The following is a 12,543-nucleotide window of genomic DNA, read 5'->3' as shown; positions in this document are numbered from 1 at the left end:
GGGCGCCATCATATCGCAAGTCGCTGGAAGCGCCCTCATCCTCGACGGAGGCACCCTGACCTGTATCAAGGTGATTTCCGTGGAGTTATCGGATGATCCCCACCATCACAAGGAAATGGACTGAAAAATGAAGCAGCCAAGCAAACAGGTTCGAGGCTGGATCGTCACCGCGCTCGTGGTCGCCGCGCTCGGCGCCGGCGCCTGGTGGGTGCTGCGCCCGGTCGGCCTGGGAGAGGGCTTCGCCAGCGGCAATGGCCGCATCGAGGCCACCGAAGTGGACGTGGCCACCAAGCTGGCCGGCCGCGTGGCCGAAATCCTCGTGGACGAGGGCGACTTCGTGAAGACCGGCCAGGTGGTCGCGCGCATGGACACCCAGGTGCTCCAGGCCCAGCTCGCCCAGGCCGAAGCCCAGGTGCGCCAGACCGAGAACGCCCGCCTCACCGCTCAGGCCCTGGTGGCCCAGCGGCAGAGCGAGCAGGCCACCGCCGAAGCCGTGGTCGGCCAGCGCGAGGCCGAGCTGACCGCCGCCAGCAAGCGCTTCACCCGTACCGAGGCCCTGGTCAAGCGCAATGCCTTGCCCCAACAGCAACTGGACGATGACCGCGCCGTGATGCAGAGCGCCCAGGCCGCCCTGGCCGCCTCGCGCTCCCAGGTGGTCTCGGCCAAGGCCGGCATCGAAGCCGCCCGTTCCCAGGTGATCGAGGCCGAATCCGCCATCGAAGCCGCACGCGCCTCCGTCACCCGCCTGGCGGCCGACATCGAGGACAGCCTGCTCAAGGCCCCGCGCGACGGCCGCGTGCAGTACCGCGTCGCCCAGCCCGGCGAAGTGCTGGGGGCCGGTGGCAAGCTGCTCAACCTGGTGGACCTGGGCGACGTCTACATGACCTTCTTCCTCCCCGCGCCCCAGGCCGGCCGCGTCACCCTCGGCTCCGAAGCGCGGCTGGTGATCGACGCCGTGCCGCAGTACGTCATCCCCGCCAAGGTCTCCTACGTCGCCAGCGTCGCCCAGTTCACTCCCAAGACGGTGGAAACCGCCAGCGAGCGCGAAAAGCTGGTGTTCCGCGTCAAGGCCCGCATCGACCCGGCGCTGCTCAAGCAGCACATCACTGCCGTGAAGACCGGCGTACCCGGCATGGCCTACCTCAAGCTGGATGAAGCGGCCACCTGGCCCGAGCACCTCGAAATCAAGGTGCCCTGATGGAGGCCGTCAGCCACGTGGCGCAGCTGAGCGGGGTCTCGCTGCGCTACGGCGACACCTTCGCCCTGAACGATGTCGACCTGGCCATCCCCGCCAACTGCATGGTCGGGCTGATCGGCCCCGACGGCGTCGGCAAGTCCAGCCTCCTGGCGCTGCTCTCCGGCGCCCGGCGCATGCAGGACGGCAGCATCCGCGTGCTCGACGGCGACATGCGCTCGGCCCGCCACCGCCGCGCCATCTGCCAGCGGGTCGCCTACATGCCCCAGGGGCTGGGCAAGAACCTCTACCCGACGCTCACCGTGTTCGAGAACGTCGACTTCTTCGGACGCCTGTTCGGCCATGACCGCGCCGAACGCGAACGGCGCATCGACGACCTGCTGCGCAGCACCGGGCTCGACCCCTTCCGCGAACGGCCCGCCGGCAAGCTCTCCGGTGGCATGAAGCAGAAGCTCGGCCTGTGCTGCGCGCTGATCCACGACCCCGACCTGCTGATCCTCGACGAGCCCACCACCGGCGTCGACCCGCTGTCGCGCAACCAGTTCTGGGAACTGATCGGGCGCATCCGCCAGGGCCGCGAAGGCATGAGCGTGCTGGTGGCCACCGCCTACATGGAAGAGGCGGACCGCTTCGACAGCCTGGTGGCCATGGACGCCGGCCGGGTACTCGCCACCGGCACCCCGGCCGAGATCCGCCAGCGCACCGGCTGCGACACCCTCGAAGAAGCCTTCATCGCCCTGCTGCCCGAAGAGAAGCGCAGCGGCCACCACCGCCTGAGCATCCCGCCCCGCGAGCGCGGCAACGGCGAGATCGCCATCGAAGCCGAAGGGCTCACCTGCCGCTTCGGTGATTTCGTCGCCGTGGACCGCGTGAGCTTCCGCATCGAGCGCGGCGAGATCTTCGGCTTCCTCGGCTCCAACGGCTGCGGCAAGTCCACCACCATGAAGATGCTCACCGGCCTGCTGCCGGCCAGCGAAGGGCGCTGCGCCCTGTTCGGGCAGGATGTCGACGCCAGCGACCTGGCCACCCGCCGGCGGGTCGGCTACATGTCCCAGGCCTTCTCCCTCTACGGCGAACTGACGGTGCGGCAGAACCTCGAACTGCACGCCCGGCTGTTCCACCTCCCGCCCGAGCGCATCGGCCCGCGGGTGGACGAAATGCTCCAGCGCTTCGACCTCGACGGCGTGCAGGACGAGCTGCCCGAAGGCCTGCCACTGGGCATCCGCCAGCGCCTGTCGCTGGCCGTGGCGGTGATCCACGGCCCCGAGCTGCTGATCCTCGACGAACCCACCTCCGGCGTGGACCCGGTGGCCCGCGACGGCTTCTGGGAGCTGATGATCGACCTCTCGCGCAACGACGGCGTCACCATCTTCATCTCCACCCACTTCATGAACGAAGCCGAGCGCTGCGACCGCATCTCCCTCATGCACGCCGGGCGCGTGCTGGACAGCGACACCCCCGCCGGCCTCATGGCCAAACGCAACCTGCCCACCCTCGAAGCCACCTTCATCGCCTACCTCGAAGAGGCCGCCGGCATCAGCGGCCAGCCGCCCCAGGCCGCACCGGTGCTGGCAAAGGGCGGGGAGGGCGCGAGCAAGGACCGTGGCTTCAGCTTCGCCCGCCTGTTCAGCTACGCCCGGCGCGAAAGCATGGAGCTGCGCCGCGACCCGATCCGCCTGACCCTCGCGCTGCTGGGCACCGTGCTGCTGATGTTCATCATCGGCTACGGCATCAGCATGGATGTCGAAGACCTCTCCTATGCCGTGCTCGACCGTGACCAGACCACCACCAGCGAGGCCTATGCCCTCAACCTGGCCGGCTCGCGCTATTTCATCGAGCGCGCACCGATCCACGACTACGCCGAACTGGACCGGCGCATGCGCAGTGGCGAGCTGAGCCTGGCGGTGGAGATCCCGCCGGGTTTCGGCCGCGACCTCAAGCGCGGCGCCCGGCCCACCGTCGGCGTGTGGATCGACGGTGCCATGCCCACCCGCGCCAACACCGTCAAGGGCTACGTCCAGGGCCTGCACCTGGAGTACCTCGCCGAGCTGGCGCGGCGCTCGCCCTCCGGCGGCTACACCACGGCAGTCACCACCGAAGTGCGCTACCGCTACAACCCCGACGTGGAGAGCCTGGAAGCCATGGTGCCGGCGGTGATCCCGCTGCTGCTGATCATGATCCCGGCCATGCTCACCGCCCTCGGCGTGGTGCGCGAGAAGGAGCTGGGTTCCATCACCAACCTCTACGTCACGCCGGTCACCCGCCTGGAGTTCCTCCTTGGCAAGCAGCTGCCCTACGTCGCCATGGGCATGATCAACTTCCTGCTCATGGTGGCCCTGGCCGTGGTGGTGTTCGGGGTGTCCCTCAAGGGCAGCTTCGTCACCCTGGTGCTGGCCGCGCTGTGCTACGTCATCACCGCCACCGGGCTCGGCCTGCTGCTGTCCACCTTCATGCGCAGCCAGATCGCCGCCGTGTTCGGCGTGGCCATCGCCACCATGGTCCCGGCGATCCAGTTCTCCGGGCTGATCCACCCGGTGTCGTCCCTGGAGGGGGCGGCCGCCCTGGTCGGGCAGGCCTATCCGGCCACCCACTTCCTCATCATCAGCCGCGGGGTGTTTTCCAAGGCCCTGGGGTTCAGCGACCTGGCCGGCTACTTCGTGCCCCTGCTGATCACCATCCCCGTGCTGCTTGGCCTCAGCGTCCTGTCGCTGAAGAAGCAGGAGGTCTGACATGGGCAGCCTGAGCAACATCCTGCAACTGGGGCTCAAGGAGTTCCGCAGTCTGCAGCGTGACTACGCGATGCTGGCGCTGATCCTCTGGGCCTTCAGCATGGGCGTCTACAGCTCCGCCACCGGCCTGCCGGAAACCCTCCACCACGCGCCCATCGCCGTGGTCGACGAGGACCGCTCGCAGCTCTCCAACCGCTTGGTCAATGCCTTCCAGCCGCCGTACTTCCGCACGCCCGAGCTGATCGACCAGGCCGGCATGGACCGTGGCATGGACACCGGCCGCTACACCTTCACCCTCGACATCCCGCCGGACTTCCAGCGCGACGTGCTCGCCGGGCGCAACCCGGTGGTGCAGCTCAACGTCGACGCCACGCAGATCGGCCAGGCCTTCAGCGGCGCCGGCTACGTGCAGAACATCATCTCCACCGAGGTCAACGAATTCGTCGCCCGGCACCGGGGCCAGCAGGCCATGCCGGTGGAACTGGAGATGCGCACCCTGTTCAACCCCAACCTCACCCAGGCCTGGTTCGGCGGGGTGATGGAGGTGATCAACCAGATCACCATGCTCTCCATCATCCTCACCGGCGCCGCGCTGATCCGCGAGCGCGAACACGGCACCGTCGAGCACCTGCTGGTGATGCCGCTCACCGCCTTCGAAATCATGCTGGCCAAGGTCTGGTCCATGGGGCTGGTGGTGCTGGTAGCCACCGCGCTGAGCCTGGTGTTCGTGGTACGCGGCTGGCTGGCCGTGCCCATCAGCGGCTCGCTGTCGCTGTTCCTGGTAGGGGCCGCGCTGCACCTGTTCGCCACTACTTCCATGGGGATCTTCCTCGGCACCGTCGCCCGCTCCATGCCGCAGCTCGGGTTGCTCACCATCCTGGTGCTGATGCCGCTGCAGATCCTCTCCGGTGCCACCACCCCGCGCGAGAGCATGCCGGAGCTGGTGCAGCACGTGATGCTGATCGCCCCCACCACCCACTTCGTCGCCCTGGCCCAGGGCATTCTCTATCGCGGCGCCGGCCTCGACATCGTCTGGCCGCAGTTCCTCGCCATCCTCGCCATCGGCAGCGCCTTCTTCCTCGCCGCCCTGCGGCGCTTCCGCGCCACCATCACGCAGATGGCCTGATGCAGGTTGAGGCCTCAATTGGCCGAGCATTCTCTGTAGGCATGCGTGATAAGGGGCTTCAATGCCGGCAGCCAACATAGCTCCGGCGGAAAGCACTAGTCCTTAAAAACGCCGAAGGCGCCGGTCAGGGCGCCTTCAAGCGTGGGATGTTTCAGGCATCGATCTGGCCTCGCGACAGCATTGACTCAGGCGGGATGCGCTCCGGTCCGTGTGGCTTCAGGCAACACGGAAACCGGGGGTGCGGTCGGAGCCGTCTTCAGCGACGCGGATGCCAGGGGTGCGGTCGGAGCCGTCTTCGGCAACGCGGATGCCGGGGGTGCGGTCGGAGCCGTCTTCAGCAACGCGGATGCCAGGGGTGCGGTCGGAACCGTCTTCGGCAACGCGGATGCCGGGGGTGCGGTCGGAGCCATCTTCGGCAACGCGGATGCCGGGGGTGCGGTCGGAGCCRTCTTCGGCAACGCGGATGCCGGGGGTGCGGTCGGAGCCGTCTTCGGCAACGCGGATGCCGGGGGTGCGGTCGGAGCCGTCTTCGGCGACGCGGATGCCGGGGGTGCGGTCGGAGCCGTCTTCAGCAACGCGGATGCCAGGGGTGCGGTCGGAACCGTCTTCGGCAACGCGGATGCCGGGGGTGCGGTCGGAGCCATCTTCGGCAACGCGGATGCCGGGAGTGCGGTCGGAGCCGTCTTCGGCCACGCGGAAGCCCAGGGTGCGGTCGGAGCCGTTCTCGGCAACCGGCGGGTTCACGGCACGTTCGGCACCGGCGGTCAGGAGCGAGTCCTGCTGGGTTTCTTGGGGCAGGGCGAAGGCACTGGCGGTAGCGGTCAGGCTGACGGCGAACAGGCTGGCAAGGATGCGCATTTTCATGATGGGTTCCTCGTGGAAGTGGGGTTGAAAGTGAACACGAGGGCAATGTTATAGAAATAAAATCGATAAAAAAGTGGAGATGGTCAATGGTGACCATCGATTTCATTGATAGTGCTTAATTTATTCAATAAAAACAGTTAGTTATGTGTATTTTTCGGCTCTTTAAGAGCGCCTGAAACCTTATGTAAAACACTCTTGCGTGAAATCATAACAATCGAATAATTCGATTAAATGGCCAGAAATATCCTGAAAAACGCCATCGATAGCAGGCTCATGTTCGGATCATTGAACGTCTGGCGCCGCCCGCAAGCACGCGGCATCCAGCGGGTAGCGACGGGGAGGCTGGCCGGGCCGGGCCAGAGCGCTGCGCGCATGCAGGCAGCCGCCGGGCGTCCTGCTAGGCTATGGGCCTTTTCCTACCAATGGATGGCCCCATGTCCAGCGAGATCGAAACGCCCTTCACCCACGAGCCCCTGAGCGCCGTCGAAGTCCGCCTGCTCGGCAGCCTGATCGAGAAGCAGGCCACCACCCCCGAGTCCTACCCGCTGACCCTCAACGCCCTGGTGCTGGCCAGCAACCAGAAGACCAGCCGCGAACCGGTGATGAACCTCACCGCCGGTCAGGTGGGGCAGGGCATGCGCACCCTCGAAGGGCGTGGCCTGGCCCGCCTGGTGATGGGCAGCCGCGCCGACCGCTGGGAGCAGCGCGCCGACAAGACCCTGGAGCTGGTCCAGCCGCAGCTCATCCTGCTCGGCCTGTTGCTGCTGCGCGGCCCGCAGACCCTCGGCGAACTGCTCACCCGCAGCGGCCGCATGCACGAGTTCGACGACCTGGACCAGGTCCGCCACCACCTCGACCGCCTCGCCGCCCGTGGCCTGGCCACCGTACTGCCGCGCCAGAGCGGCCAGCGTGAGGAGCGCTTCATGCACCTGCTGGGCGAAGCGGCCGACCTCGAAGCGCTGCTCGCCACCCGGCAGGACGCCCCCGAGCGCAGCGAATCCCGCGCCGGCCTGGAGAGCCGCGTCGAGCAGCTGGAAGCCCGCATCGCCGAACTGGAAGAGCGCCTCGCCCGGCTCGAAGGCCACTGATCCGTCCCCATCACGCAAGCCTTTGTCGCCTGGTGCATATGCCCGCACCGGGCGACCTGCCATTCTTGCGCGCACCCCTGACAAAGCCCGAGGTAGCCATGAAGATCAGCGCCGATTTCGACAGCGGCAACATCGAAGTCAAGGACGCCAGCAACCCCCGCCACGTCCTTCTCGCCATGCGCCCCGACCTGCGCAGCCACCACTTCCAGTGGTTCCACTTCAAGGTCGACGGCATGACCCCCGGCAGCCGCCACGACTTCAGCCTGGTCAACGCCGGCCAGTCCGCCTACGCCCACGCCTGGACCGGCTACAACGCCGCCGCCTCCTATGACCAGGTCAACTGGTTCCGCGTGCCCAGCCGCTTCGACGAGAACGGCCTGCACTTCGGCCTGGAGCCCACCCAGTCGCACATCTGGTTCGCCTATTTCGAGCCCTACAGCCGCGCGCGCCACGACGCCCTCATCCGCCAGGCCGTCGAAGCGGCCGGCGCCGAGATCGTCGCCACCGGCAAGAGCCTCGAAGGGCGCGGCATCCCCCTGCTCAAGGTCAGCCGCAATCCCCAGGCCCAGCGCCGCGTCTGGATCATCGCCCAGCAGCACCCCGGCGAGCACATGGCCGAATGGTTCATGGAAGGCATCATCGAGCGCCTCAAGCAGCGCCAGGACCCGGAGCTGGAGCGCCTGCTCGACGCCGCCGACCTCTACCTCGTCCCCAACATGAACCCCGACGGCGCCTACCGTGGCCACCTGCGCACCAACGCCGCCGGCAAGGACCTCAACCGCGCCTGGCAATCGGCCAGCGAAGCGGAGACCCCCGAAGTCCACTTCGTCCAGCAGCAGATGCGCCGCATCGGCGTCGACCTGTTCCTCGACATCCACGGCGACGAGGAAATCCCCCACGTCTTCACCGCCGGCTGCGAGGGCAACCCCGGCTACACCCCGCGCCTCGCCGCCCTGGAAGAAGAGTTCCGCCGCCGCCTCGTCGACATGGGCGCCGAGTTCCAGACCCGCTACGGTTACCCCCGCGACGAGCCGGGCCAGGCCAACATCACCCTGGCCTGCAACGCCGTCGGCCTGGAGTTCGACTGCCTGTCCTTCACCATCGAAATGCCCTTCAAGGACCACGACGACAACCCCGCCCCGGAAACCGGCTGGAACGGCAAGCGTTCCATGAAGCTCGGCCAGGACGTGCTCAGCGTCGCCGCCGCCATGGTCCACGGCCTGCGCTGACCCCAAGGCCCTCCCCGGCAACCGGGGAGGGCGTACCAGGCGGAGCCCCGCCGCGTTCAGCCCCGCGCTAGCTCATCTGCACTATTTCGCCCCGCCCCCGGTCGACGCAACATGCCCGGTCCACCCCCATCAAGGAACGATGCATGAGACTGCCTCGCCTGCTCTCCGCCCTGCCGGCCGCCGTGCTGCTCGCCCTGTCCCTTTCCGGCTGCGTGCCCGAGCCCTACGTCGGCAGCCCCGGCACCATGGACGACCCGCGCTACGCGCAACTGCTGGACGAGATCGACGCCGCCCTCAAGGCCAACAAGGCCGTGGTGCTGGTGGCCGACGTGAACCCCCACAAGACCCTGAACGACGGGTTGGACATGATCCAATGGACGCCCACGGTGATCTGGCAGAACGAGCAGGACCCGACGATCACCTTCGGCCGCAGGTTCCAGACCAACGAACTGCAGCGGGATCGCAACGCCACCTACCTGTTCAAGGCCTTCGAAGTGCACATCCTGCCGCCCGGCAAGTACCTGCTCACCGGCGGCGACGACTACCAGATCCGTGGCGTGCTCGACGAAATCGGCGCCCGCAGCGGCCCACCCGGCTCCGGCAGCGGCCCCAACGGCACCGCGTACCTGTCCACCGAGCTGTACCGCGAGTACTACCGCGAAGACGTATGGAAGGACGCCACCTACGGCACCGAAACCAGGAGCCAGGCCGTCTGCACCGCCGTGCACATGGCCTCGGGCGCCTGTGTCGCCTGGGGCGAACAGCAATACAGCGAGACCACCCAGCGCTCGGGGGCCGGCTACTACCAGCAGACCGACTCCCGCGACGTCCCCTCCATCAAGGTCCAGTCGCGCCTGCCAGCCGACAAGGCCCTCGCCAGCTTCACCGTCCAGGGCGGTCAACTGCTGCTGGCCCCACGCATGCACCTGCGCACCCCGGGCTATCGATACCAGGCGTCCAAATGCCGGGCCACCGCCCCGGAAAAGGTCGAATGCCCGCTGGAGAACCTCACCGTCTACACCTGGCCCGCGCCCATGGACTTCACCACCTCCCTCATCGCCCAGCGCATCCTCAGTGACAGGCACCAGGCACTGCTGTCGCGGATCCAGCCCCTGCAGATCACCCCGCTGCGCCAGCAGGGCAAGCAGGACCCCATCTGGGGTGTACCGCTGTCGCTCACCCCGTAGGCACGGCGGGCGCAACGCGAGCGGCCCCTGTAGTCGCTCGCGGGCTCCAGGCGGGCGAGGGGCCTGGTTGCCCCATAGCCGCTCCGAAAGCGCACGGGTGACCGAGTAGCACGCCGCCGAGAAAGCCGCAGGATCGTACAAGCGCATCGCAGCGGCCCTCGCTACCCTCGCAGTTCACCCATCAGCCAGGAGCCGCGTCGTGCACCAGCCGACCCACCCGAGCATCAACCTGCAGCACAAGCTCTCCCTGTTCAGCGAACAGTGGACCCCGAAAGTCATCGCCGAAATGAACGACTACCAGTTCAAGGTCGTGCGCATCGAAGGCGACTTCATCTGGCATTCCCACGCCGACACCGACGAAGCCTTCCTGGTGATCGAAGGCCAGTTGCGCATCGACCTCCGCGACGGCGCCGTCCTGCTCGGCCCCGGCGAGCTGTACGTCGTGCCCAAGGGCGTCGAACACAAGCCCTATGCCGAACGCGAAGTGAAGATGCTGCTCATCGAGCCCCGTGGCGTAATCAACACCGGCGAAGAAGGCGGCGAACGCACCGCCCAGAACGACGTCTGGATCTGACCGCCTGCCAGCCCGTCCCGGGCTGAAGCCCGGGCTACCCCCACCACCCAGCGCGCGCAAACGCCCCAATACCGGCCGAGGAGGGGCCTTACCGAAGCGAAGCGGCACGCCTACACTCCAAGCCCAATTCCACGCGGCAAGGAGGCCCGGCATGGGCGACCTCACCTTCACCGGCGGCTGCCTCTGCGGGGCCATCCGTTTCAGCGCGCGCCTTCCCGAGCACGATGTAAGCGTGCACACCTGCTCCTGCCTCACCTGTCAGCGTCATTCCGGCAGCGTCACCCTGTGCTGGATGGAACTGCCCAAGGCCGCCATCACCTGGACCGGCCCCGACGGCGAGCCCGCCCGCTACCGCTCCTCTGCCCAGTCTTCCCGCGCGTTCTGCCGGCACTGCGGCAGCACCCTCGGCGCCCTGGACCACGGCGACACCCTCGGCCTGCTGCTCGGCAGCCTCGACGACAACCACCACCCCGCGCTTGCACCGACCGCTCACGCCTTCGTCGACCGCCGGCCAGCCTGGTGGCACCTGTCGGCTAGCGACACCTGAGGCTCAAAGGCAAGGCTCACCCCACCCACATACTGCGAAGGATTTCCAGCCCATGCAGAGATACAACAAGGAATTTCGGGATGACGTGCTCGGCTTCCTGCTGCGCTACCCCCTGCAGATCGGTACCAAGGGTGAGTGGGGTACGGACATGTTTCTGTTGCGGCTTGATGAACACAAGGTGGCCGAATTTGATATCCGCGCTGGCAGTTCAGGTGTCGAACTGGTGCGTCATCTAAAGCAAGGTACTGAGCCCCAGTCGGGGGCTGAAGCACCTTTGAGAGGGTATTGGGTGGACTACGCCCCTGGTGCTGTTGCGGTCACCAGCATCGCTGAGCGAAGGGCCGACTTCGTCTTCACTTCGATGCTCACAGGGTGCTACATCGCGGTTGGCGCACAACAGGTCGCTCATGTCGCAGCTGATCTGAAGAATGGCAACGGCCTATTCGCAAAGCGCGCTGCATCGGTCGTCAAACTGGACAGTTCCATCGAGGTGGGTTTCGACTCCAGGCTGTCGCTGGATTGGGATGCGGAGAACAACCAATACAAGCAGGATTACCTCGAATACACCTTCGTGGGTGCATTCGTGGGGGTGTCTGGAGGTGGTACGTCCAGTGCCATACGCGCTTCGGATTCGGAAATGTGAAGCTCTGCAATATCCACTCCGACAGGCCTGCTCCGGCCATGCAACTGGTCGACATGCACTTCGGCTGAAACACCTCGCTCACCTAGTGGCAGCGAACCCATTCGCGATGCGCTCGTAGCCCGGGCTTCAGCCCGGGAGCGAACCTGCACGCACCAACGCCCCACAACCCAAACGGCCTGGCACCCGTAGGATGCGGTGAGCTCAGCGAACCGCATCAACCCCAAGCCGCGCCGACCGTCCCGCCGCCATGCCTAGCTCACACCAAACGGTGGACCGATAAAGCGCGGTCCCCCCTACGCCCCGCCCACCCGCGTCACCCCGCAACCGCCCGCACTCATCCCACCACCCCAAACGAAAACGGGCCCCGAAGGGCCCGTCTGTCAGCGATTTACCAGGGCGCTTGCCGCCAACTGGCGTCGGTGCGCAATGCCGGTTCGTCGAGGCTGGCGAGGAAGACCGGCAGGTCCTGCCGGTTGATCCAGACATCCCCCTGCCAGCTCAGCACGTTGATCGGCTGGTTGGCCCAGCACATGTAGGCCCGGCGGGGCGCCGCCTCTGCATCCCGGTGGCGGTCGTGCAGCGTCGGCACCACTTGCTCGCTCAGCCACTGGCTGATGGCCCGGTGCTCCGGGTGGTGGAAGCGGTACAGCGCCTGGTAGGCCCCGGCATCACTGATCACCTCCACCTCCTCGCGGGCGCCGGACTGGTGCAGCAGGAACAGCGCCCTCCGGTGGTGCGGGTCCACCCGCTGGGGCAGGCGATAGGGGCGCAGCGCACCGATCAGCCGCGCGAAATCCTCGGCGACGAACCAGGGGCGGTTGTCGACCATCACGGCGCGGAGTTGGTAGGCGTAGCGCAGAAAAACAACGGGGGTATATGCGTCTTGCATGGTGAAGCTCCTCTGGACGGGTTAGGAGCTGCCACTGTTCGCTGTCAATCGAAAGGTGGCAGACCGCGCGGGGTTGACAGACCGGGTCCAGGAACCGGCAGACCGCAAGGGTCTCCCCGCGCGATCTGCCATAAAGCGGCGCAACTGTAAAAGTTGCATACGTGCATGGGCCTACAAAAAACGTACGCCGTTTTTCGTATGCACCAGTGGCGCAATCGCGCCCAGACAACAGGCTGTCAAACCCGGCCGCGGGATTTACCGCGACCGGCGAAGGATAGGGAGGTGGGGCGGGGAGGGCAAGCACGCAGAGGATTCAAGGGGGCGTGTAGATACCGTCTTGATTGCTAGTGAGCAAGGGCTAGTTTTGCGTCAAACGGCTGGCCCGATTTCAGGACGCCATAGGCGATGTTCAGCAGCTTGCGCATGGCGGCGCAGACGATCTGCTTGCCGGTCTTGCCCCGCTCTCTTAGCC

At 66.8% G+C, this 12,543-nt stretch carries 11 protein-coding genes and 1 pseudogene; 9 read left to right on the top strand and 3 right to left on the bottom strand.

All coding sequences use genetic code 11. The features are described from left to right. Positions 1 to 127: 127 nt before the first annotated feature. Genes RTK35_RS29615 through RTK35_RS29605 form a run of 3 tightly spaced genes read left to right on the top strand, consistent with a single transcriptional unit; the run spans position 128 to position 5,050 of the window. Positions 128 to 1,198, top strand: coding sequence for an HlyD family secretion protein (locus RTK35_RS29615; protein ID WP_107329192.1), 1,071 nt, complete (start codon positions 128 to 130; stop codon positions 1,196 to 1,198). Next, complete coding sequence (gene rbbA / locus RTK35_RS29610; RefSeq protein ID WP_316909645.1) at positions 1,198 to 3,924, top strand: ribosome-associated ATPase/putative transporter RbbA; 2,727 nt, start codon at positions 1,198 to 1,200, stop codon at positions 3,922 to 3,924. Before RTK35_RS29615 ends, rbbA begins: the two co-directional genes overlap by 1 nt. A gap of 1 nt (position 3,925) precedes the next feature. Further along, a complete protein-coding gene (locus tag RTK35_RS29605; RefSeq protein ID WP_044405802.1) occupies positions 3,926 to 5,050 on the top strand; it encodes an ABC transporter permease in 1,125 nt (374 codons plus the stop codon). A 216-nt stretch (positions 5,051 to 5,266) separates the two neighbouring features. On the opposite strand, the gene RTK35_RS29600 is transcribed toward RTK35_RS29605, so the two are convergent. Further along, positions 5,267 to 5,914 (bottom strand): hypothetical protein, encoded by a 648-nt coding sequence (locus RTK35_RS29600; RefSeq protein WP_316909644.1) that lies wholly within the window; start codon positions 5,912 to 5,914, stop codon positions 5,267 to 5,269. Between the two features lie 434 nt (positions 5,915 to 6,348). Here RTK35_RS29600 and RTK35_RS29595 point away from each other — a divergent pair, with 434 nt between their 5' ends. The 6 genes from RTK35_RS29595 to RTK35_RS29570 all read left to right on the top strand — a co-directional run bounded on the left by RTK35_RS29595 (position 6,349) and on the right by RTK35_RS29570 (position 11,182). Beyond that, positions 6,349 to 7,002, top strand: a complete 654-nt coding sequence (locus tag RTK35_RS29595) for a YceH family protein (RefSeq protein WP_044403674.1) — start codon at positions 6,349 to 6,351, stop codon at positions 7,000 to 7,002. Between the two features lie 98 nt (positions 7,003 to 7,100). Continuing rightward, on the top strand, positions 7,101 to 8,231 hold the full coding sequence (locus RTK35_RS29590; RefSeq protein WP_316909643.1) for a M14-type cytosolic carboxypeptidase: 1,131 nt from the start codon (positions 7,101 to 7,103) through the stop codon (positions 8,229 to 8,231). Between the two features lie 143 nt (positions 8,232 to 8,374). Further along, a complete protein-coding gene (locus tag RTK35_RS29585; protein WP_236213740.1) occupies positions 8,375 to 9,418 on the top strand; it encodes a hypothetical protein in 1,044 nt (347 codons plus the stop codon). A gap of 199 nt (positions 9,419 to 9,617) precedes the next feature. After that, the gene (locus tag RTK35_RS29580; protein ID WP_074967896.1) at positions 9,618 to 9,992 is read left to right on the top strand and encodes a cupin domain-containing protein; all 375 of its coding nucleotides are present in this window, start codon (positions 9,618 to 9,620) and stop codon (positions 9,990 to 9,992) included. Between the two features lie 151 nt (positions 9,993 to 10,143). Then, complete coding sequence (locus RTK35_RS29575) at positions 10,144 to 10,539, top strand: GFA family protein (RefSeq protein WP_316909642.1); 396 nt, start codon at positions 10,144 to 10,146, stop codon at positions 10,537 to 10,539. Positions 10,540 to 10,591: 52 nt separating this feature from the next. After that, positions 10,592 to 11,182 carry a hypothetical protein gene (locus RTK35_RS29570; protein WP_316909641.1) on the top strand — a complete coding sequence of 197 codons (591 nt, stop codon included), beginning with the start codon at positions 10,592 to 10,594 and terminating at the stop codon, positions 11,180 to 11,182. Positions 11,183 to 11,570: 388 nt separating this feature from the next. Here RTK35_RS29570 and RTK35_RS29565 read toward each other — a convergent pair whose 3' ends face one another. Beyond that, entirely contained in the window at positions 11,571 to 12,071 is a 501-nt protein-coding gene (locus RTK35_RS29565) for a BRO family protein (RefSeq protein ID WP_044407080.1), read from the bottom strand. A 344-nt stretch (positions 12,072 to 12,415) separates the two neighbouring features. Beyond that, positions 12,416 to 12,543, bottom strand: a pseudogene (locus RTK35_RS29560) (IS110 family transposase); the annotation flags it as partial.

The organism is Pseudomonas sp. zfem003, from assembly GCF_032621675.1.
Taxonomy (GTDB): Bacteria; Pseudomonadota; Gammaproteobacteria; order Pseudomonadales; family Pseudomonadaceae; genus Metapseudomonas; species Metapseudomonas otitidis.
Note: the sequence above shows the minus strand (reverse complement) of the source record. Positions and strands in the feature narration are given on the sequence as shown.

Bases quoted from the DNA above. Each gene is read 5' to 3' on its own strand.
- RTK35_RS29615 (WP_107329192.1), top strand. From the start codon at position 128: ATGAAGCAGCCAAGCAAACAGGTTCGAGGCTGGATCGTCACCGCGCTC.
- rbbA (WP_316909645.1), top strand. From the start codon at position 1,198: ATGGAGGCCGTCAGCCACGTGGCGCAGCTGAGCGGGGTCTCGCTGCGC.
- RTK35_RS29605 (WP_044405802.1), top strand. From the start codon at position 3,926: ATGGGCAGCCTGAGCAACATCCTGCAACTGGGGCTCAAGGAGTTCCGC.
- RTK35_RS29595 (WP_044403674.1), top strand. From the start codon at position 6,349: ATGTCCAGCGAGATCGAAACGCCCTTCACCCACGAGCCCCTGAGCGCC.
- RTK35_RS29590 (WP_316909643.1), top strand. From the start codon at position 7,101: ATGAAGATCAGCGCCGATTTCGACAGCGGCAACATCGAAGTCAAGGAC.
- RTK35_RS29585 (WP_236213740.1), top strand. From the start codon at position 8,375: ATGAGACTGCCTCGCCTGCTCTCCGCCCTGCCGGCCGCCGTGCTGCTC.
- RTK35_RS29575 (WP_316909642.1), top strand. From the start codon at position 10,144: ATGGGCGACCTCACCTTCACCGGCGGCTGCCTCTGCGGGGCCATCCGT.
- RTK35_RS29570 (WP_316909641.1), top strand. From the start codon at position 10,592: ATGCAGAGATACAACAAGGAATTTCGGGATGACGTGCTCGGCTTCCTG.
- RTK35_RS29565 (WP_044407080.1), bottom strand. From the start codon at position 12,071: ATGCAAGACGCATATACCCCCGTTGTTTTTCTGCGCTACGCCTACCAA.